Raw genomic sequence first — 18,478 nt, 5'->3', positions numbered from 1 at the left:
AGTACTGGGCCTCGGTGGGAGTTGGCGCCATGGTCGGTGCAGTCATCAGCCTTGGCTTAACCCAATGACCGAGCTTTGACCTGCGCCCTCTCCGCCGTACCAACCTGAAGTCAGTGAAGTCCATCAGCGCCCGAAAGCCGTGTCGCTCACCGTGCGAACCCACAATGGCGGTCGCTGAACACCCGCCACCGGCCGCTCACCGCCCACGGGACCCCGCGCATTTGTTGAGAATTTGACAGATGACAAGCCCCTGCTCATGCGATCCTGCGCGCCCATCCGATTCAAAGCGCCCCTTGCATGACACGAACGCCCCATGATCCTGTCCCCTCCCCCTTGACCGACCTGTTGTGGGTGTTGGTTTTGTCCGGCTTGGGGCTCGCGCTGGTGTTGGCCGCGGCTCACTGGAGCCGGGATCTGCCTTTGTTCTCACTGCTGCCGCCTGGCGGCAGCACGCCCGATGTGCAGCCTGCGCAGCAGCAGGACTTGCACCGCACCTTCTACACGATCTGGGTGTCCCTGATCCTGGCCACCCCCGCGCTGGCCACCTTGCCCGCGGCCGCGCGCAGCGCCACCGCCTTCCGGCTCTGGCGCATCACCTGGACAGCCTCGTGGGTGGTGTTTGCCGTGCACTTTTACTGGGCGGTGGTGGTGCTGTTTGGCAATGACTGGCAGCGCATCCTGAACACCCCCCGGGTCAGCGCGCCGCGCCTGGACACGGTGTTTGCGGTCTGGTGGACGGTCGACGTGCTGCTGGCTTGGTGCCACGCCGGCCGTGCCCCATGGCTGCGTTGGCAGCGTGCGGGGGTCCATGGGCTGGCCTTTGTGCTGTTCTTCATGGGCGCCGCACGCGAGGGTGAACTGCCCCTGTCGCGCCTGCTGGGCTGGGGGCTGGCCGCCGGCACGGCCGCCGGGCTGGCCTGGCAGGCGGCCACCTTGTGGCGCCAGCGGGTCCGGCGGCGCGACTGATCACCAACAGGCCGTGGTCCGGCGCGGGCTCAACAAGCCCTCAGGCGCGCAAGCGCTGCTCGGATTGACCAACCCCCGCCAGCAGGGCTGAGGGGCCGCGCCCCGCACCCGACGCCACCACTTTCAAGCCCGATCCAGCCAGGCTGGGCTGGGTATCGAGCTTGAAGTACGACACTGCGTGGCTCAGGGCCTGGGCCTGCTGGTTGAGGCTCTGGGCGGCGGACGCGGTCTCTTCGACCAGCGACGCATTGTGTTGGGTGTTGGTGTCCAGGCGCCCAATGGCCTCGTTGATCTGGCGAATGCCCTCGGTCTGCTCGCGGCTGGACAGGCTGATCTCGCTCACCAGGCTCGAAAACTGCCGCACTTGCACCACCACCGAATCGATGGTCTGCCCGACCTGGGCCGCCAGGGTGCTGCCGCCATCCACCTCCTCAACGCTGCGCATGATCAGGGCCTTGATCTCTTTGGCAGCGGCCGCGCTGCGGCCCGCTAGGGCCCGCACTTCGGAGGCCACGACCGCAAACCCGCGCCCCTGCTCACCGGCCCGTGCAGCCTCGACTGCGGCATTCAAAGCCAGGATGTTGGTCTGGAAGGCAATGCCGTCGATGACGCCGATGATGTCAGCGATGCGGCGACTGGACTCCTGGATGCGCGCCATGGTGTGGACCATGTTCTGCACCGCATGCCCGCCATCGGTGGCCACACCCGACACAACGCGCGCCAACTCGTCGGCTTTCAGGGCGTTGTCGGAGCTGCCCTGCACGGCAGCGGTCAGCTGCTCGATCGAGGCCGCGGTTTCTTCCAAACCAGAAGCCTGTTCCTCGGTGCGTGACGCCAGGTTGGCGTTGCCCTGAGCGATCTGCTCCGAGGCGCCGGCCACGGAATCGGTCGCGGCGCGAACCTCGGACAACGAGGCCTCCAGCTTGGCTTGCAGTCGCGTCACCGCCACCAGCACACTGCGCTGCGACACGCCAGCGGGGACCTCGATGGTGCGCAGGTCGCCGTCGGCCAGTTGTTCCATCAGATCGTTGATTTCCTGGGGCTCAGCACCCAAGGGGCGGGTGACCGAACGCGTCAGCAACCAGGCCAGGACCAGGCTGAAGGCCAGTGAAGCCAGCATGAAAATCAGCATGTTGGCCTTGGCCTGCACGAAGTAATCCGCCGCGGACTCGGCGGAATGCTTGGCACCCTCGCGGTTCAGCGTGACGCTCTTGTCCAGCACCGCAATCAGTGCGTTGAAGGCCTTGAAACTGTCGCCAAATGCCAATGCCTTGGCCTCCGCGACGCCGGTAGGCCCTTGGCTGGAGAGCGCCAGAATGCGCGGGGTGTGAGCCACATACGCGAGCCACGCGGTGCCAATCTGGTCAAACAACTGCTTTTCTTCCGGCGAGCTGACCAAGGACCCGTACTGTGCCAGCGTCTTTTCAAAACGCTGCCGTTCGCCCTGAATGGCCCTCTGCATGGCCTCTTTTTGCTCAGGTCCGTCCTCCAGCAGGTGCCGGAACTCCGCCCGACGCACCAGGTTGACACGCTCTTTGAGGTCGCCGAGCAAGTTGACACTGGGGAGCCAGTTGTCCGCCAGGTCGACGGTGCTGTCGTTGATGTGAGATGCCTGTCGCAGGCTGATGGCGCCCGACAGGGTCATCAGCAGCAGGATGGCTGCAAAAGCCAGGACCAATTTGGTGCGCGTGCGCAACCGATACAAATACCGCATGACCACTCCCTCTTTATGTAACCAAAATGCAGCCAACCCTCGGCAGCAACAGGCTGCTCCGGCCGGAACTTCATCGCAGGTCTGTGACTTAAGTCACTTTTGAGGGAATATAAGCGGAGTTGGCCTAGTTGTGTGACAACTTTTCAAAATGGCGCATTCAACCCACAAGTCGAACCTGGGCGCCAGCATGCCCAGGCGCGAGATCAGGTCACGGGCACAGCCCGCCCAATGAACTGGATTGGGCCTGTTGGCTTGTTGGTCGGCGAGCCCGTCGGGGGCTCCAGCGTCAACTCGAACAACTGGTTGTTCTGCAGTTGCGGCAGGCGCGTCAGGTCGATCTGCGTCTTCTTGCCCGGCTGGATCAGGCCCAGCGAGACCGGGCCCTGCCAGTCGTCGGCCTTGGTCCAGAACTGCAACGCCTTGTCGGCAGGCACCTCGAAGGTGCCGAGCGGAATCAAGCTGACGCGGCGGTCATCGCTGACCTGCACCACCCAGCCGGGGGCTTTGTCCTGCGGTGCCACCAACACCACCATGAAACGCGCCTCGGGTGCAGGCCCTTGCATGACCAGCACCGCCGCCAGCACCGCGGCGGCACTCAGGGCCCCCAGCGACAGCCCACGCCACCAGGCCAGGCTGCCCCACACCCGTTGCCACCAGGGCGCCTGGCGCGCCGCCAGGCCCAGGCTGCGCTCCAGGCGAGCCCACAGGCGGGGGGGCGGCTCAATGGGTGGCGCCAATGTGGTCAAGGGCAACAAGGCGTCTTGCCATTCGTGGATTGCAGCATCGAGTTCGCGGTCGCGAAGGCGCTGCTGGTCCAGCTGCTCGCGTTCAAGCGCCGACAAGGTGCCCAGCACGTACTCACCGGCCAGCACCTCCTTGGCGCGCGGGTCGTCAGGTGATTCGAGGCTCACTGCAAGCACTCCTTCAGGGCAGTCAGGCTGCGTTTGATCCAGGCTTTGACCGTGCCCAGTGGGGCTTCAACGCGCTGCGCGATCTCGGCGTGCGACAAGCCGTCAACGTAGGCGTGCAGAATGCAGTTGCGCCGCACGGGCTCCAGGCGCTCCAGGCACAAGCCCATGCGCCCAGCCGTGTCGGCCCAGGCGAATTGGTCCTCCACATGGCGCCAGGCCGTCAAGGACGCTTCAGCGTCCAGCGCGGCCAGGGTGTCATCGCTGACCAGCGACTCGCGGGCCCCATCGCGCACCGCGTTGAGGGCCAGGTTGCGGGCCACCGTGTAGATCCAACCCCGGGCACTGCCCTTGGCGGGCTCGTAACTGCCTGCGCGGTGCCAGATGTTGACAAAAGCATCGTGCACGAGGTCCTCGGCCTGGGGCAGGTTGCGCACAATGCGCTGCACCACCCCCAACAAACGAGGGCTTTCCTGGTGGTACAGGCGCTGTAAGGCAGCGCCATCCCCTCGGGCACAGGCGGCCAGAGCAGCTTCGTAGTCAAAGTCGAGGGGATTCGCCATGCGCGCTAGGTTAACAAAGGAAACCGGTCGCCGTGGCCACCGGCACCGTACTCAGGCGCCCACTCACTGCACTTGCCAGAAGATGTAGTCGGCTTGGTAGCCCACGATTTGCTTCTGGCTCAATTGGGCCTGGGTGCACGGAGCGCTCGGCGCCACACCGCCCAGGGTGGCCACACGCTGGATGAAAGCCACACCCTGCATCGCCCCCATGCCCATCGCGGGGTTGGCCTTGACCAGTTGCAGCGGCAGGTTGCCCGCACCGCCCGGCGCCACCGCCAGTTGGGTGGCCGTCACTTTGGAGCCGTCATTGGCCTCCCAGGTGGCCGGCGGGCCATAGTACTTGCCCACGGCTTGGCCCTGGCGGTTGTTCAACTGCGCCACCGGGCCCACGAAGACCCACTCAAACTGGTCTGCCATGTCCTTCTTGGCACGGCATTCGTAGGTGATCTCGCCCTTGCCCACGGTTTCGAGCATCACTTTGTGCCCGGGCGCCACCCGCACGGCCTCGGGCAAGCTGTTCTGGTCAAAAGCCTGGCTGGCCAGGGGCGCCAAGGCCAGGGCGGTGACCACGGCGGCGGTGAGTTGCTTGAAACTGAAGCGGAAGTTGGAAGTCATGTCGGGTCTCGCAGTCCAAATGAAGGGGTTGATGAGGGTCCATTCAGGGGCTTTTCAACCCCTGACATGAAGCACTACCCACCAGACCGATATTTGGATGCAGCCCAACGCAAAAAAATTTTCAAGGCCCGACCGATCCCAAACCGGCCAGCCACTTCCCCTCAGCAAGCCACAGCAGCTCAGACCTTCAATGCGCCACCGATTTGGAGAAAACGTTGATCACCACCACCCCCAGCAAGATGAAGCCAATGCCAATCAAGGCCGGCGCATCCAGACGCTGGCCATGCACCCACCAAGCCAGGAGCGAGATCAACACCATGCCCACACCCGACCACAGCGCGTAGGCGATGCCGATCGGCAGGGTCTCCAAGGTGCGAGACAGGCCATAAAAAGCACACCCGTAACCCAGCACGGTGACCAGGCTGGGCCAAAAGCGGGTGAAGCCCTCGGTACTCTTCATGGCCGTGGTGGCCAGGGTCTCGGCCACGATGGCCAGCCCCAAATAGACATGGCTCAATTCCATGAATGCTCCCATTGAGGCCACTGACGCCTCACGTTTTAACAAAGCATCGTCGCGTCACGACGGTGGCATGAGGTCTGTTGCCCCACAACCCATGCGCGTAGGACCAGGGAACGACCAAGGGGGGCATTTTGCCCCCCGAGATCGGTGTGCGGTGGAGCACTCCATGTGTCTGAGTGGTTTCCATTTTATTAAAATAGTAATCATTCCTATTTGCATTCACACTCATTCCAACGGCCTGGTTCGCTGCCACGCCGTCCCACCACGACAAGCTTGGCCTGTGCTGGAGCGATACCACCTTGAACTGCTGAACTTCCTCACCCGACAGGTGAACTGCCGTCACACGGCTGCGGACATGGCTCAGGATTGCTATCTGCGCGTCATGACGGCTCAGTCCGCCGGGATGAGCGTTTTGAATGCACGTGCCCTGCTCTACCGCACCGCCCGCAACCTCATCATCGACCTGCACCGGCGCAATCAAGTGCGTCGGCACGAGGAACTCGATGCCTTGCCCGAAGAGCAGCACCCTGCCGCCCCTCAGCATCTGCAACCGGACGAACAACTGGCCTCGCGGCAGGCGATAGAGGCTTACGCCCGGACCATCGAATCCTTGCCTCAACGGTGCAGAGAAGCCTTTGAGCTCCATGTCCATGAGGGGTTCAGCCACGCAGAGATTGCCCGACACATGGGCATTTCGGTGAGCATGGTGGAGAAGCACCTGGTACGCGCCATGTCGGCCTGCAGGCATTGCCAATGGCGCCTTCGCCACGTGGCAGGCGTTCCCGACGCTGAACCGATGCAACGCCCCCAAGCCCACACCGGTCAATGTGTCACTTGGCAGGCTTGAACGACGGCCCCACCGCGGTCACGCCGGCGAAGGCCGGCCTCACAGACTCGACGCCCCACCCCTGCCTGGCTGATGGCTCCGCCCACGCCTGCCTGGCTGACGGCACCGCCCCCCCCGCCTCTGCGCGATCGGCACCCGCGTGGCGTCACCTGACCGGCGTTGCCAAAAATATTTGGAATTATTCTCATTCGCAATATGAGGATTTCGGTTCGGACTGCGTCTACGTGGGTTGACGGGGCTGGTGCGCGGTGCACCGCCCCCCCCTGAAACAGTCCCTCACCCAGGAGTTTTCCCCCATGCGACCGATGCCGCCGTCCCCGCGCTTCACCCCTGCCCCATTGGCCCTCGCGGCCGCGATGACCTTGATCCTGACCGCCGCTCACGCACCACGGGCCGTCGCGCAGACCAGCCCGAACCCAGTGGCCCTGACGGCCATCCAACTGCCAGCCCAGCCTTTGGGGCAGGCCCTGACCGAACTGGCCAAACAAGCCAATTTACAAATGAGCCTTCCTGCGGCGTTGGTTGCAGGCAAGCAGGCGCCCAAGGTGACGGGCCAAATGACAGTGCGTCAAGCCCTCGATCAATTGCTGGCGGGGTCGGGCCTGAAGGCCTCGATCTCGGGTCAACAGGTGCAGATCCAAGCGCAGTCAGTCGCCACGCCACGAGAAGAAACCGCGCTGTCCACGGTGACCGTGTCCTCGTCCAAAGGCCTGGAACCCAGCGATCGATTGATCACCCAGGCCCGGGCCACCCGCGTGGGCAAGAACAGCGACGTCAGCATCCAAGACACGCCATTTGCCATGAGTGTGATCGATGTCGAACAGATCCGCGAGACGGGTGCCAAGAACGTACAAGAAGCCCTTCAGTACAGCGCCGGCGTCTACGCGGGGCGATACGGCTTCGACACCCGGGGAGACTGGGCCGCCGTGCGTGGTCTGTCGCCGTCCAGTTACATCGACGGCCTGCGCAGCGTCTACGGTTCCTACAACACGGTGCGCCCAGAGATCTACTCGCTGGAAAGCATTGAAGTCCTCAAGGGCCCATCCTCGGCGCTCTACGGACAGGCCGATCTGGGCGGCATCGTGAATGTGGTCAGCAAGTTGCCCAAGAAGACCGAATCAAAGGAAATTGAGGTGCAGTTGGGCTCCTACCAACGACGCCAAGCCGCCCTGGATTTCACCGGCCCACTGAATGAGGACAAAACACTGCTGTATCGCCTGGTGGCTTTGCAACGCAAGAGCAACACCCAGGTGGACTACGTCAATGACGATGCCCAATTGCTCATGCCCTCTTTGAGTTGGCAGCCCAATGCCGACACCCGGCTGACCGCGCTATTTGTGCACCAGCAGAACAACACCAAAGTGTCATCGCAGTTCCTGCCCTACAAGGGCACTTTGGGCGCGGCCCCCCTGGGGCAGATTCCCAGCAGTCGGTTTGCGGGTGAGCCTGGATGGGACCGCTATGACATGAACAAGAACGAACTGAGCCTGTTCTGGGAGCAGCGGCTGTCCTCTTCGTGGAAGCTGAACAGCAGCCTGCGCAAAACCAAGTCGTCGGGCTTCACACGTGAGATCTACACCTCGGTCGGCCCCATTCCGGACAACCTGGGCAACATCTCGCGCACGGTGCATGCCGCCGACCGCAAGACCGACGTGTTCGCCACCGATGTTCGCCTGGAAGGCAGTCTGTCGTGGGGCCCAACACGGCACCAGGTGGCTGTTGGGGTGGATTACCAGAATGCACTCTGGGAGGAGTACAACTACTTCTCCCAAAGCGGGGTGGGCAGCTTCAACGTCTACAACCCAGTTTACGGCAACGTGGGCAACCTGAACCTGAATGCATTGCCGCTGGTTGACCGGCCCGACAACAAGATCATCCAGACCGGCCTCTATGCCACCGACCACATCAGCTGGGGCCCATGGGTCGCCTCCGCCGCCTTGCGCCACGACCAGGCCCGCAACGAAGTTCTCAACCTCAGCACCCCCAACACCGTGGTCCGCAACTCAGCGACCACGGGACGGCTCGGCGTCATGTACCGCTTTGAGAACGGCCTTGCGCCATACGCCAGCCTGTCCACGGCGTTCTCTCCCAACCTCGGCACAGATGGCACATCCAGCGCCAGTTACCTCAAACCCACCACCGGTGAGCAAAAAGAGGTGGGGATGAAGTACCTGTCCCCGTCCGAGAACACGTCGGCAGCCTTCGCATGGTTCGACATCCAACAAAAGAACCGAGTGGTGGACGGCAGCACGCCAGGCGGCAGAGAGCAAGTCGGCTCCACCATCCAAGGGTGGGAGCTGGAGGGGCGCCACCGTGTTGGCGCGTTGGAGCTGATCGGCAACTACACCCAGCTGGAGGCCTTGAATGCGGTCACCGGCAAGCGCTTGAGCTCCATCGCCGACCGCACAGCGTCCGCTTGGGCAACTTACCGCCTGGGCCAAGGCTGGCGCGCAGGTCTGGGGGCACGCCACATCGGCACGGTGACCGGCAACGCCGGCACCCCCGAAGCCCCGGCCGTCTCACTGTTTGACGTCATGGTCGGTTACACAGTGGGCGCTTGGGAACTGCGTCTGGACATCAAGAATCTGGCTGACAAGCAGTACATCTCCTGGTGCCGCGGCGCCAACCAGGACTGCGGCTACGGCGAGCGTCTGAATGCCACGCTGAACGCCCGTTACCGCTTCTGAAGCCAAACCAGGATCGGAGACCCCATTGGCATGGGGTCTCTTCGCCTGAGGACCGGGGTTCCGACCGAAACGCTGACACCATGGCCTGGTGCCAGGCGCTCCGCAGCGCAACCTGGCCCGCCAGAGACGGTACCGCCAGCCAAGTGCCAGGGCCATCAGACGCCGCTCGGCACCAGCGGGAGAGGCCCCTGTGGCATCGACCACCGGGGCCAGCGTCACGACTTCCGTGTTGACCGGAAGCCGTGGCGATCACTCCCACTCAATGGTCGCTGGCGGCTTGGAGCTGACGTCGTAGGTCACGCGGTTGATGCCACGCACCTCGTTGATGATGCGGCTGGAGACCTTCTTGAGCAGCGCGTAGGGCAGTTCGGCCCAGTCGGCGGTCATGAAGTCGCTGGTTTGCACGGCGCGCAGCGCCACGACGTAGTCGTAGGTGCGGCCATCGCCCATCACCCCCACGCTCTTCACTGGCAGGAAAACGGTGAAGGCCTGGCTGGTCAGGTCGTACCAGGTCTTGCCGCTGGCCTCGTCGCGGAAGTTGCGCAGCTCTTCGATGAAGATCGCGTCGGCACGGCGCAGCAGGTCGGCGTAGTCCTTCTTGACCTCGCCCAGGATGCGCACGCCCAGGCCCGGGCCCGGGAAGGGGTGGCGGTAGACCATCTCGGGCGGCAGGCCCAGGGCCACGCCCAGCTCGCGCACCTCGTCCTTGAACAGCTCGCGCAGCGGCTCGAGCAGCTTCAAGCCGAGCTGTTCGGGCAGGCCACCCACATTGTGGTGGCTCTTGATGGTGACCGCCTTCTTGCTCTTGGCACCGCCCGACTCGATCACGTCGGGGTAAATCGTGCCCTGGGCCAGGAAGGTTGCGCCCTTGCTGGAGGCATTGCCCGCCTTGAGCTTGGCCGCCTCGGACTTGAACACATCGACGAACAGACCGCCGATGATCTTGCGCTTGGCTTCGGGCTCGCTCACGCCGGCCAACTGGCCGAGGAACAAGTCGCTGGCGTCGACGCGGATCACCTTGGCGTGCAGCTTGCCCGCGAACATGTCCATCACCATGTCGCCTTCGTTGAGGCGCAGCAGGCCATGGTCAACGAACACGCAGGTGAGTTGGTCGCCAATGGCGCGGTGAATCAGCGCCGCCGCGACGCTGGAGTCCACGCCACCGGACAGGCCCAGGATGACTTCCTCGTCACCGACCTGCTCGCGGATCTTGGTCACCGCTTCGCTGATGTAGTCGCCCATGATCCAGTCCGGGCGGGTTTGGCAGATGCCCAGCACAAAGCGCTCCAGCAGGGCCGCGCCCTGCTTGGTGTGGGTCACTTCAGGGTGGAACTGCACGGCATAGAAGCCGCGGTCTTCGTCGGCCATGCCGGCGATGGGGCAGCTGTCGGTGCTGGCCATCAGCTTGAAGCCCGGCGGCAGTTCGGTGACCTTGTCGCCGTGGCTCATCCAGACCTCCAGCATGCCGTGCCCCTCGGGGGTGGCGAAGTCCTGGATGCCTTCGAGCAGCTTGGTGTGGCCCCGCGCGCGCACGGCCGCAAAGCCGAACTCGCGCTTGTGACCGCCTTCGACCTTGCCGCCCAATTGGTGCGCCATGGTCTGCATGCCGTAGCAGATGCCCAACACCGGAATCCCCAGCTCGAACACGGCCTGCGGTGCCTTGTCGGTGGTCTCTTCGTAGACACTGGCATGGCTGCCCGACAGGATGATGCCCTTGAGTTGGCCGTCAGCGGCGTACTCACGGACCCATTCGTCGCTCACGTCGCAAGGGTGAACCTCGCAGAACACATGCGCTTCGCGCACACGGCGAGCGATGAGCTGGGTGACCTGGGAGCCGAAATCGAGGATGAGGATTTTTTGGTGTTGCATCGCGGGGCGGCTGACTTACTCGGCGCGGTAGTTGGGGGCTTCTTTAGTGATCTGAACGTCGTGCACGTGGCTTTCGCGGATGCCGGCCGAGGTGATCTCGACAAACTCGGCGCGTTCGTTCATCTCCTGGATGGTGCTGCAACCGCAGTAACCCATGCTGGCGCGAATGCCACCGGCCATTTGGTACACGATCGACACCATCGAGCCCTTGTAGGGCACGCGACCTTCAATGCCTTCAGGCACCAGCTTGTCGGCGTTCGGGTTGCCGGTGCTGGACTCCTGGAAGTAACGGTCAGCGCTGCCTTGCTGCATGGCGCCAATGCTGCCCATGCCGCGGTAGCTCTTGTAGCTGCGGCCCTGGAACAGGATGACTTCACCCGGCGCCTCTTCGGTGCCGGCAAACATGCCGCCCATCATCACGGTGGACGCGCCGGCCGCCAGGGCCTTGGCGATGTCGCCGCTGTAGCGGATTCCACCGTCACCGATCAGCGGAACGCCCGTACCCTTGAGCGCAGTCGCCACGTTGTCGATGGCCATGATCTGCGGCACGCCAACACCGGCCACGATGCGGGTGGTGCAGATCGAGCCCGGGCCGATACCGACCTTGACGGCGTCCGCACCGGCTTCCACCAGCGCCAGCGCGGCCGCGCCGGTGGCGATGTTGCCCCCCACGACTTCGATGTGCGGGTAGTTTTGCTTGACCCAGCGCACGCGATCGATCACGCCCTTGCTGTGGCCGTGAGCCGTGTCCACCACGATGGCGTCGACACCGGCCTTGACCAGGGCTTCGACGCGCTCTTCGGTGCCCTCACCCACGCCCACGGCAGCGCCCACACGCAGGCGGCCCGACGGGTCGCGGGCGGCATTGGGGAAGCTGGTTTGCTTGGTGATGTCCTTCACCGTGATCAGGCCCTTGAGCTCGAAAGCGTCATTGACCACCATCAGGCGTTCGAGCTTGTGCTTGTTCAGCAGTGCCTTGGCTTCGGCCGGCGTGGCGCCTTCCTTGACCGTGATGAGCTTCTCGCGCGGGGTCATGATCTGCGAGACCTTGACGTCGTAGCGGGTCTCAAAGCGCAGATCGCGACCGGTCACGATGCCGATCACCTTGCCACCGTCGATCACCGGGAAACCGGAGATGCCCAGTTGCTCCGACAGTTGCATGACCTGCAGCACCGTGTGCTCAGGGGTGATGACCACCGGATCACGCAGCACGCCCGACTCATAGCGCTTGACCTTGGCCACATGGGCGGCCTGCTCTTGCGCGGTGAGGTTCTTGTGAACGATCCCGATGCCGCCTTCCTGGGCGATGGCGATCGCCAGGCGGGCTTCCGTCACCGTGTCCATGGCGGCAGACACCAAGGGCAGGTTCAGGGTGATGTTACGGGTGAATTTCGTGGCGAGGGAAGTGTCCTTTGGCAGGACTTGGGAGTACGCTGGCACCAACAACACGTCGTCGAAGGTGAGCGCTTTTCCGAGAAGGCGCATGTCAAAGCTCCAAAAGAAGGATTGTAGCCGCCCTCGGCCTGGCTTGCCGCCAGTCTCTTTTCAAGCCCCTTCCAAAGCCGCCGCTGCACGATAAACTCGGCCCATGAAAACCCTGTCGCTTTTGCTTGTCGCCGCCCTGCTGGGGCTCGCCAACCCCGCCTCGGCCCAATGGATGTGGATCGACAAGGATGGCCGCAAGGTGTTCAGCGACCGGGCACCGCCCAACGACGTGCCCGCCAAGAACGTGCTGCGCCAACCCGGCATGCCGCCCCGCAGCACCCCGGACGACACCCCGGCCGCCAAGCCCAGTCAGGCCGGTGTCAGCGCCGAAGCCGGGGCCACCTCCAAAGCGGCCGGCAAGGGCCCGCTCGACAAGGTGGTCGAAGAGCGCAAGCGCCAGGCCGAGGCCGCGGCCCAGCAAAAGCAACAGGCCGAAGACGCCAAAACCGCCAGCAACAAGGCCGAGAACTGCGCCCGCGCACGGCAAAACCTGGCCACCCTGCAGTCGGGCATCCGGATCTCGCAGGTCAGTGAGAGCGGCGAGCGCAGCTACATGGACGACAGCGCGCGCAGCGCCGAACTGACCCGCACCCAAGGCATCATCGGCACCGATTGCCAGTGACCCCCAGCGACCCCCAGCGACCACAGCGCTGCGACGTGGGCCGGCCTGTGACCGGCGCTGGGCGGTTCGGCCCCGCCCCGGGGCCCCAAGACCTGGGCTGGGCAGCCGCACCGATTGCCCGCCTTCCTGGCTTGACTCAGGCCCCGTAACCCGCCTTGGCGCCCGGCCGGCGCTGGGCAAACAAGCCCGTGCCGCGTGCGCCCTGGCGCGCAAAACGCTCGCGGCGCGCCACTTTGGGGTCGACCACCAAGGGGCGGCACAGCTCGATGCGGTCGCCATCACGCAACGCCTGGTTCAGGGTGACCCGGCGCCCCCACACGCTGACGGTGAGCGTGGTCAGGTCCAGCTCGGGGCAATCGGCCAGCAGGCCGCTGCTGCGCAAAGCCTGCATCACCGACGCGGAGGCGTCGACACGGCGGCGGCGCTGCACCACGGCCCGGGGCCGCGGCGAATAGACGAACTCAACCTCAATGGTGGGGCCGCGCTCAGCCATAGACCTGCTCGGCCCGCTTGACGAAGGCGTCCACCAGGCTGCCCGCGATCTTGTCGAACACGGGGCCCACCAGGGCCGCCAGGGCGCGGTTGTCAAACCCGTAGCGCAGGCTCAGCTCCACCTTGCAGGCGCGCTGCGAACCGTCGCCCACGGGCAAGAAGTGCCAGCTGCCCTCCAGGCTGGAGAACGGGCCCTTGACCAGTTTCATGTCGACTTGTCGATCGGCCTGGTGCACGTTGTCGGTGACAAAGGTCTGCCGCACGCCACTGAAGGCGATGCCCACCTCCGCTCGCATGCCGCCGTCCCGCGTCTCCAGCACATTGGCGTGGTCACACCAAGGCAGAAACTGGGGGTAGCTCGCCACATCGGTGACGAGTTTGAACATTTCCTGGGGGCTGAACCAGATCAGAACGGACTTATTGACTGTTTTCATGAATTTGCAAGCCCGAACCCTGTCTGGCCTTCGGTCGACCCCAAGGCACCTAAAATTACGGGTACAGGCGCAATGGATTGTATTGAGGCCTTTGATTCATTTGTTGCAGCCTCATCTGGACACCATGTCGAAAAAACCCGAAACCTCCTCCCGCATTGCAGACAACAAGAAGGCCGCCTTCAATTACTTCTTCGAAGAGCGCTTCGAAGCGGGCATGGTGCTGCAGGGCTGGGAGGTCAAAGCCGCCCGCGAAGGCAAAGTGCAGCTGACCGATGGCTATGTGGTCATCCGCGACGGCGAGCTGTATGTGCTGGGCTGCATGATCAACCCACTCAAGTCGGCCTCCACCCACGTCAACCCCGACGCCATCCGCACCAAGAAGCTGCTGATGAAGAAGGACGAGATCAAGCGCCTGATCGGCAAGGTCGAGCAGAAGGGCTATACGTTGGTGCCCATCAACCTGCACTGGAAAAACGGCCGCATCAAGTGCGAGATTGCGCTCGCCAAGGGCAAGGCCGAACACGACAAGCGCGACACCATCAAGGACCGCGAAGGCAAGCGCGAGGTCGAACGCGCCATGAAAAGCCGCAACCGCTGATTTTTTTGCCCGGACGCTGGAATAAACAGCGCGTCGCCAGCGTTTACCCCTTTGCAGACATCCTGCAAGCCTAGGAGAACCCGATATGACGACCGCCCGCTTTCATCTCAGCACCGCCTGGCGCCCTGCCCTGGCCGCCGCCCTCATCAGCACCGCCCTGCTCGGCGGCTGTGCATCGGTTCAAGCGCCTCCCAGCGCCCCGACCAAGGTGAGCGAAGGGGTGCTGACCGGCCTCAACGGCATGACGCTCTACACCTTTGACCGCGACGTGGCCGGCAGCGGCAAGTCGGTGTGCAATGGCCCCTGCGCCACCAACTGGCCCCCGCTGTTCGCCAACGACGGCGACAAACCGACCGGGGACTACACCGTGGTCACACGTGACGACGGCAAGAAGCAATGGGCCCTCAAGGGCAAGCCGCTGTACTACTGGGTCAAGGACACCAAGCCCGGTGACAAGACGGGCGACGGCTTCAACAAGGTCTGGCAAGTCGCCAAGCCCTGAGCCCCCGGCCAAGCTGCTTTCAAGCCCCCGGCGCCATGGACCCCCAGGCCCTCAGCGAGCACATCCCCCGGCTGCGCCGCTATGCGCGCACGCTGACCGGGGACCGCTGGGCCGCCGACGACCTGGTGCAGGACACCCTCGAGCGCGCTTGCGCCAAATGGCGTTTGTGGACCGTGGGCAGTGACCTGCGCGCCTGGCTGTTTGCCCTGATGCACAACCTGCGGGTCAGCCAGTTGCGGCGCAACGGGCTCGAACTGGTCAGTGCCAGCAGCGGCAGCCCCGAGGCGCAACAGGCGTTTCTCGATGCCGTCGGTCCCGCAGCGGGCGACGACACCGCGCTGGACCTGCAGCGTTGCCTGCTGCGCCTGCCGGCCGAACAACGCGAGGTCCTGCTGCTGGTCAGCCTGGAGGACCTCAGCTACGAGCAGGTGGCCCGCATCACCCAGGTGCCCGTGGGCACCGTGATGTCGCGCTTGTCCCGGGCCCGGGCTCGCCTGCGCGAGTTGCTCGACGCACCGCCCGGCTCCGCCTCGTCCCGTCCAACACCGGCCGACGCCCCCCGACACCCAGCCCCGAAAGCGCCTGCCAAGGTTGCCCCGCTGCGGCCCGTCCGCTGAGCCCCGAGTTCACGCCATGGAAACCCAGCACGCCCCCCCCACACCGGCCCAGCGCCTGCTGGAGGACCGACTGCACGCCCGGCTGGACGGCCAGTTGCCCGAGGCCGAGCGGTCGGCCCTGGACGCCGAACTCCAACACCACCCCGAGGCCCAGGCCACCCTCACGGCCTGGCAATCCCAGCGTGAAGCCCTGCGCGCGCTGCACGCCGACGTGCTGGACGAACCCGTGCCCAGCGCCCTCAGGGCCACGTTGGAACGGGCCCAGCGCGAACACACCCAGGCGCGACGCCGCTGGCGCTGGACCGGCTGGGCCGCGGTCTGGGTGATGACCTTCATGGCGGGCTGGCTGGCCCGCAGCCACACCCCCACCGACGCCCTGCTGGCGCGCTGGGGCGACACGCCTGACCCGGTGAGCCCAGCCCCCTTGCAGCGCTTTTCACAACAAGCAGGGGTCGCCTACGCGGTGTATTCGCCCGAGGTCAAGCACCCGGTCGAAGTCGATGCCAGCCAGCAGCAACACCTGGTGCAATGGCTGTCCAAGCGCCTGGGGCGACCCTTGACGGTGCCTGACCTGTCCAGCCAGGGCTTTGCCCTGGTGGGCGGGCGCCTGCTGCCCGGCGAGCACGGGGCACGGGCCCAGTTCATGTACCAAAACCCCCAGGGCCTGCGCCTGACGCTGTACTTGGGCGCCATCGAGGGCGACACCGCGCCCGCATCGGCGCCAGCCCAGGGGCCCCGTGCCCAGGGCCCGACGGCGCCCCCCGCAGCCGCCCCACCCCAGGCCATGCCCCAAGCCGCACCCGACGCACAGGAGACCGCCTTCCGCTTTTCGGACCAAGGCCCGGTGCCGTCGTTCTACTGGGTTGACCAGGGCTTTGGCTATGCGCTGTCCGCACCGCTGTCGCGCCAGGCGCTGCTGAGCCTGGCCACCTTGGTGTACCAACAACGCTGACAGGGGCCACCGGCCCCACCACCGCGGCCTGAACAGCGGGCCGGACGCGCCGAACGTGAGGCCCGGCGGCGCCTTGCGCCCGCGGCAAGCGCGGGCACGCGCGCGGGCCCTCAGGCCAGTTCGCGCAACGGGTGCTGGTCCGCCGCCCAGGGGCTGCTGAAGAACTCTGCCACCAGGGCGGCTGGCACGTCCTCGACCCGACTGGGGTTCCAGCGCGGGCTGTGGTCCTTGTCAATCGCCAGGGCCCGGATGCCTTCCACGGTCTCGCTTTGACCGGGGCGCAAATGGAAGCAGCGGTGCACCAGGTCCCGCTCCATGCGCAGGTCGTCGGCCAGGGTCTGACCGCGCGCGCGGCGCACCTGCTCGAGCACCACCTCCAACATCAGAGGCGAGCGCTTGCGCAGGGTGGCACCGGTGTGGCGCGCCCAGTCGGCGCTGTCGGTTTCGAGCGCCTGCACCATGGCTTTGGCGTCCGCCAGGGCAAAAAACCGGTCCACCCAGGCCCGCACGTCCGCGCCCGTGGCGGGGGCCGGGGCTGCTTCAAACTGCTGACCCAGCCACGCCTGGAGAGCGGCCCCGTCGGCCCAGCGCTGGCTGGCGAGCGTTTCCCACAGGGCGGCCTGGCGCTCGGCACTCAGGAAATGATCCGCCAGGCCGAAGGCGATCGCATCGCCCGCCCCGATGGTGTCGCCCGTCAGGGCCAACCACTCGCCCACGCGGCCCGGGCAGCGGCTCAGGAAGTAGCCACCGCCCACGTCCGGGAACAGGCCGATATTGGTCTCGGGCATGGCCATCTTGGTGCGCTCGGTCACGATCCGCACACTGCCGCCCTGGCTGATGCCCATGCCGCCGCCCATCACAATGCCGTCCATGAAGGCGATGTAGGGCTTGGGGTAGCAGTGGATCAGGTGGTTGAGGGCGTACTCCTCGGTGAAGAAAGCCTCCAAATCGGCATCGCCCGTGGTGGCTGCCTGGTGCAGGAAGCGGATGTCGCCGCCCGCGCAAAACGCGCCAAAAACGCCCTCCTTGTTGCTGCCGCGGATGGCCACGCCCAACACAGCGGGGTCGGCCGCCCAGGCCTGCAGCGCCACCGTGAGGTCACGCACCATGCCCAGGGACAAAGCGTTCAGCGCCCGCGGGCGGTTCAGGGTGATGAAGCCGATCTGCCCACGCAGTTCGGTCACGATGTCGCCATTGAAAATGCTCATTTTGTCTGCTCCTTCCAACCTAATAGTTCATTGCCTACCAGGGCCGCAATCACCAGCGACCCACCGACCAGCACCTCGGGGGCGGGCCGTTCTCCGGCCCCTGCCCAAGCGAGCAAGATGCCAAAAATCACTTCCAACAGGGCCAACAAGGCCACTTCCGGGGCCTTCAGCACGCGCGCACAGCGCACCGCCAACACACAGGGAATGGCCAACTGCAGCACGCCCAGCAAGGCCAGCAAGCCCAGGTCAGAGGCCGAGGCCTGAAACGGAAACGCCAGGGGCAGCGTGGTGAAGGCCGAGATCAAAGCCCCGATCAGCACGGCCGGCACCAGGTCCACGTCGTGGCCCTGCGCATGGGAGCGCTGCACCACCGACCAATTGACCGACGCCGCCAGTGGCACGCACAAGGCCACCAGCGTGCCCAGCCATTGGCCGCCTGCCAGCTGGCTGCCGTACATCCAGGCGATGCCCACCCCGGCCGCGGCAATGGCCGCCCAGGTGCGGGGCAGGATGCGGTGGCGCAAGAAAATCCGCGCAATGAGCGCCGTGCACAGGGGCCCGAGGGACATGGTGACCAGCACATTGGCCACCGAGGTCAGGGTCATGGCCACCATGAAGGCCGTGAACATCACGCTCCAGCACACCCCGGACACCCACAGGGCCCGCCCCCCCTGGCGCATGTTGGCAAACACCGCCCGACCCTGCACCAGCGGCAGGATGGCCAGCAAAGCCAGGGCATTGAACAGGCTGCGCCAGAAGGTCACTTCAAAGCTGCGGGCCTGTTCGAGGTGGCGGGTCACCACCCCGGCGATCGACCACATCAGGGTCACGGCCACCATCAGCAGGACCGCTCGGGAATGCGTCAGTTTCATGGGTCAA

The 18,478-nt window shown here is 65.2% G+C and carries 19 protein-coding genes; 8 read left to right on the top strand and 11 right to left on the bottom strand.

Annotated features, from left to right (window positions below; genetic code table 11):
- Positions 1 to 333: 333 nt before the first annotated feature.
- The gene (locus PSQ40_RS02645; protein ID WP_273948546.1) at positions 334 to 966 is read left to right on the top strand and encodes a hypothetical protein; all 633 of its coding nucleotides are present in this window, start codon (positions 334 to 336) and stop codon (positions 964 to 966) included.
- A gap of 40 nt (positions 967 to 1,006) precedes the next feature.
- Here PSQ40_RS02645 and PSQ40_RS02640 read toward each other — a convergent pair whose 3' ends face one another.
- The 5 genes from PSQ40_RS02640 to PSQ40_RS02620 all read right to left on the bottom strand — a co-directional run bounded on the left by PSQ40_RS02640 (position 1,007) and on the right by PSQ40_RS02620 (position 5,289).
- Complete coding sequence (locus tag PSQ40_RS02640) at positions 1,007 to 2,680, bottom strand: methyl-accepting chemotaxis protein (protein ID WP_273948545.1); 1,674 nt, start codon at positions 2,678 to 2,680, stop codon at positions 1,007 to 1,009.
- 203 nt (positions 2,681 to 2,883) lie between these two features.
- The gene (locus PSQ40_RS02635) at positions 2,884 to 3,591 is read right to left on the bottom strand and encodes an anti-sigma factor (RefSeq protein WP_273948544.1); all 708 of its coding nucleotides are present in this window, start codon (positions 3,589 to 3,591) and stop codon (positions 2,884 to 2,886) included.
- Positions 3,588 to 4,151, bottom strand: a complete 564-nt coding sequence (locus PSQ40_RS02630; protein WP_273948543.1) for a sigma-70 family RNA polymerase sigma factor — start codon at positions 4,149 to 4,151, stop codon at positions 3,588 to 3,590. Before PSQ40_RS02630 ends, PSQ40_RS02635 begins: the two co-directional genes overlap by 4 nt.
- A gap of 63 nt (positions 4,152 to 4,214) precedes the next feature.
- A complete protein-coding gene (locus tag PSQ40_RS02625) occupies positions 4,215 to 4,766 on the bottom strand; it encodes a DUF3455 domain-containing protein (RefSeq protein WP_273948541.1) in 552 nt (183 codons plus the stop codon).
- A 187-nt stretch (positions 4,767 to 4,953) separates the two neighbouring features.
- Positions 4,954 to 5,289, bottom strand: a complete 336-nt coding sequence (locus PSQ40_RS02620) for an SMR family transporter (RefSeq protein WP_273948540.1) — start codon at positions 5,287 to 5,289, stop codon at positions 4,954 to 4,956.
- Here PSQ40_RS02620 and PSQ40_RS02615 point away from each other — a divergent pair.
- Together PSQ40_RS02615 and PSQ40_RS02610 are read left to right on the top strand one after the other, a co-directional pair.
- Positions 5,288 to 6,133, top strand: coding sequence for a sigma-70 family RNA polymerase sigma factor (locus PSQ40_RS02615; protein ID WP_337961814.1), 846 nt, complete (start codon positions 5,288 to 5,290; stop codon positions 6,131 to 6,133). The two genes, PSQ40_RS02620 and PSQ40_RS02615, sit on opposite strands and share 2 nt — an antisense overlap.
- Before the next feature lie 296 nt (positions 6,134 to 6,429).
- Entirely contained in the window at positions 6,430 to 8,820 is a 2,391-nt protein-coding gene (locus PSQ40_RS02610) for a TonB-dependent siderophore receptor (RefSeq protein ID WP_273948535.1), read from the top strand.
- Between the two features lie 249 nt (positions 8,821 to 9,069).
- Here PSQ40_RS02610 and guaA read toward each other — a convergent pair whose 3' ends face one another.
- Both guaA and guaB read right to left on the bottom strand, forming a co-directional pair.
- Entirely contained in the window at positions 9,070 to 10,689 is a 1,620-nt protein-coding gene (gene guaA, locus PSQ40_RS02605; protein ID WP_273948531.1) for a glutamine-hydrolyzing GMP synthase, read from the bottom strand.
- 15 nt (positions 10,690 to 10,704) lie between these two features.
- Positions 10,705 to 12,174 (bottom strand): IMP dehydrogenase, encoded by a 1,470-nt coding sequence (gene guaB, locus PSQ40_RS02600; RefSeq protein WP_273948529.1) that lies wholly within the window; start codon positions 12,172 to 12,174, stop codon positions 10,705 to 10,707.
- Between the two features lie 103 nt (positions 12,175 to 12,277).
- Between guaB and PSQ40_RS02595 the strand changes: the two genes are divergently transcribed.
- Positions 12,278 to 12,796, top strand: a complete 519-nt coding sequence (locus PSQ40_RS02595) for a DUF4124 domain-containing protein (RefSeq protein WP_273948527.1) — start codon at positions 12,278 to 12,280, stop codon at positions 12,794 to 12,796.
- 136 nt (positions 12,797 to 12,932) lie between these two features.
- Here PSQ40_RS02595 and PSQ40_RS02590 read toward each other — a convergent pair whose 3' ends face one another.
- Both PSQ40_RS02590 and PSQ40_RS02585 read right to left on the bottom strand, forming a co-directional pair.
- Positions 12,933 to 13,289: an RnfH family protein gene (locus PSQ40_RS02590; RefSeq protein ID WP_273948525.1), complete on the bottom strand. Its 357-nt coding sequence runs from the start codon at positions 13,287 to 13,289 to the stop codon at positions 12,933 to 12,935.
- Entirely contained in the window at positions 13,282 to 13,722 is a 441-nt protein-coding gene (locus PSQ40_RS02585; protein WP_273948523.1) for a type II toxin-antitoxin system RatA family toxin, read from the bottom strand. Before PSQ40_RS02585 ends, PSQ40_RS02590 begins: the two co-directional genes overlap by 8 nt.
- Positions 13,723 to 13,846: 124 nt before the next feature.
- On the opposite strand from PSQ40_RS02585, the gene smpB reads away from it, so the two are divergent.
- The 4 genes from smpB to PSQ40_RS02565 all read left to right on the top strand — a co-directional run bounded on the left by smpB (position 13,847) and on the right by PSQ40_RS02565 (position 16,391).
- Positions 13,847 to 14,320 carry an SsrA-binding protein SmpB gene (gene smpB / locus PSQ40_RS02580; protein WP_273948521.1) on the top strand — a complete coding sequence of 158 codons (474 nt, stop codon included), beginning with the start codon at positions 13,847 to 13,849 and terminating at the stop codon, positions 14,318 to 14,320.
- A gap of 85 nt (positions 14,321 to 14,405) precedes the next feature.
- A complete protein-coding gene (locus PSQ40_RS02575; RefSeq protein ID WP_273948519.1) occupies positions 14,406 to 14,822 on the top strand; it encodes a COG4315 family predicted lipoprotein in 417 nt (138 codons plus the stop codon).
- A gap of 35 nt (positions 14,823 to 14,857) precedes the next feature.
- Positions 14,858 to 15,439, top strand: a complete 582-nt coding sequence (locus PSQ40_RS02570) for an RNA polymerase sigma factor (protein ID WP_273948517.1) — start codon at positions 14,858 to 14,860, stop codon at positions 15,437 to 15,439.
- Positions 15,440 to 15,455: 16 nt separating this feature from the next.
- On the top strand, positions 15,456 to 16,391 hold the full coding sequence (locus tag PSQ40_RS02565; RefSeq protein WP_273948515.1) for an anti-sigma factor family protein: 936 nt from the start codon (positions 15,456 to 15,458) through the stop codon (positions 16,389 to 16,391).
- A gap of 110 nt (positions 16,392 to 16,501) precedes the next feature.
- Here PSQ40_RS02565 and PSQ40_RS02560 read toward each other — a convergent pair whose 3' ends face one another.
- Entirely contained in the window at positions 16,502 to 17,599 is a 1,098-nt protein-coding gene (locus tag PSQ40_RS02560; protein WP_273948512.1) for an enoyl-CoA hydratase/isomerase family protein, read from the bottom strand.
- A complete protein-coding gene (locus tag PSQ40_RS02555) occupies positions 17,596 to 18,471 on the bottom strand; it encodes a DMT family transporter (RefSeq protein WP_273948510.1) in 876 nt (291 codons plus the stop codon). The genes PSQ40_RS02560 and PSQ40_RS02555 overlap by 4 nt, the downstream gene beginning before the upstream one ends.
- Positions 18,472 to 18,478 lie beyond the last annotated feature (7 nt).

Origin of the sequence: Curvibacter cyanobacteriorum (assembly GCF_028649475.1) — a bacterium.
Taxonomy (GTDB): domain Bacteria; phylum Pseudomonadota; class Gammaproteobacteria; order Burkholderiales; family Burkholderiaceae_C; genus Curvibacter; species Curvibacter cyanobacteriorum.
This window is presented reverse-complemented; position numbering and strand designations above follow the sequence as displayed.

Bases quoted from the DNA above. Each gene is read 5' to 3' on its own strand.
- PSQ40_RS02640 (WP_273948545.1), bottom strand. From the start codon at position 2,680: ATGCGGTATTTGTATCGGTTGCGCACGCGCACCAAATTGGTCCTGGCT.
- PSQ40_RS02630 (WP_273948543.1), bottom strand. From the start codon at position 4,151: ATGGCGAATCCCCTCGACTTTGACTACGAAGCTGCTCTGGCCGCCTGT.
- PSQ40_RS02625 (WP_273948541.1), bottom strand. From the start codon at position 4,766: ATGACTTCCAACTTCCGCTTCAGTTTCAAGCAACTCACCGCCGCCGTG.
- PSQ40_RS02615 (WP_337961814.1), top strand. From the start codon at position 5,288: ATGAATGCTCCCATTGAGGCCACTGACGCCTCACGTTTTAACAAAGCA.
- PSQ40_RS02620 (WP_273948540.1), bottom strand. From the start codon at position 5,289: ATGGAATTGAGCCATGTCTATTTGGGGCTGGCCATCGTGGCCGAGACC.
- PSQ40_RS02610 (WP_273948535.1), top strand. From the start codon at position 6,430: ATGCGACCGATGCCGCCGTCCCCGCGCTTCACCCCTGCCCCATTGGCC.
- guaA (WP_273948531.1), bottom strand. From the start codon at position 10,689: ATGCAACACCAAAAAATCCTCATCCTCGATTTCGGCTCCCAGGTCACC.
- guaB (WP_273948529.1), bottom strand. From the start codon at position 12,174: ATGCGCCTTCTCGGAAAAGCGCTCACCTTCGACGACGTGTTGTTGGTG.
- PSQ40_RS02595 (WP_273948527.1), top strand. From the start codon at position 12,278: ATGAAAACCCTGTCGCTTTTGCTTGTCGCCGCCCTGCTGGGGCTCGCC.
- PSQ40_RS02590 (WP_273948525.1), bottom strand. From the start codon at position 13,289: ATGGCTGAGCGCGGCCCCACCATTGAGGTTGAGTTCGTCTATTCGCCG.
- PSQ40_RS02585 (WP_273948523.1), bottom strand. From the start codon at position 13,722: ATGAAAACAGTCAATAAGTCCGTTCTGATCTGGTTCAGCCCCCAGGAA.
- smpB (WP_273948521.1), top strand. From the start codon at position 13,847: ATGTCGAAAAAACCCGAAACCTCCTCCCGCATTGCAGACAACAAGAAG.
- PSQ40_RS02575 (WP_273948519.1), top strand. From the start codon at position 14,406: ATGACGACCGCCCGCTTTCATCTCAGCACCGCCTGGCGCCCTGCCCTG.
- PSQ40_RS02570 (WP_273948517.1), top strand. From the start codon at position 14,858: ATGGACCCCCAGGCCCTCAGCGAGCACATCCCCCGGCTGCGCCGCTAT.
- PSQ40_RS02565 (WP_273948515.1), top strand. From the start codon at position 15,456: ATGGAAACCCAGCACGCCCCCCCCACACCGGCCCAGCGCCTGCTGGAG.
- PSQ40_RS02560 (WP_273948512.1), bottom strand. From the start codon at position 17,599: ATGAGCATTTTCAATGGCGACATCGTGACCGAACTGCGTGGGCAGATC.
- PSQ40_RS02555 (WP_273948510.1), bottom strand. From the start codon at position 18,471: ATGAAACTGACGCATTCCCGAGCGGTCCTGCTGATGGTGGCCGTGACC.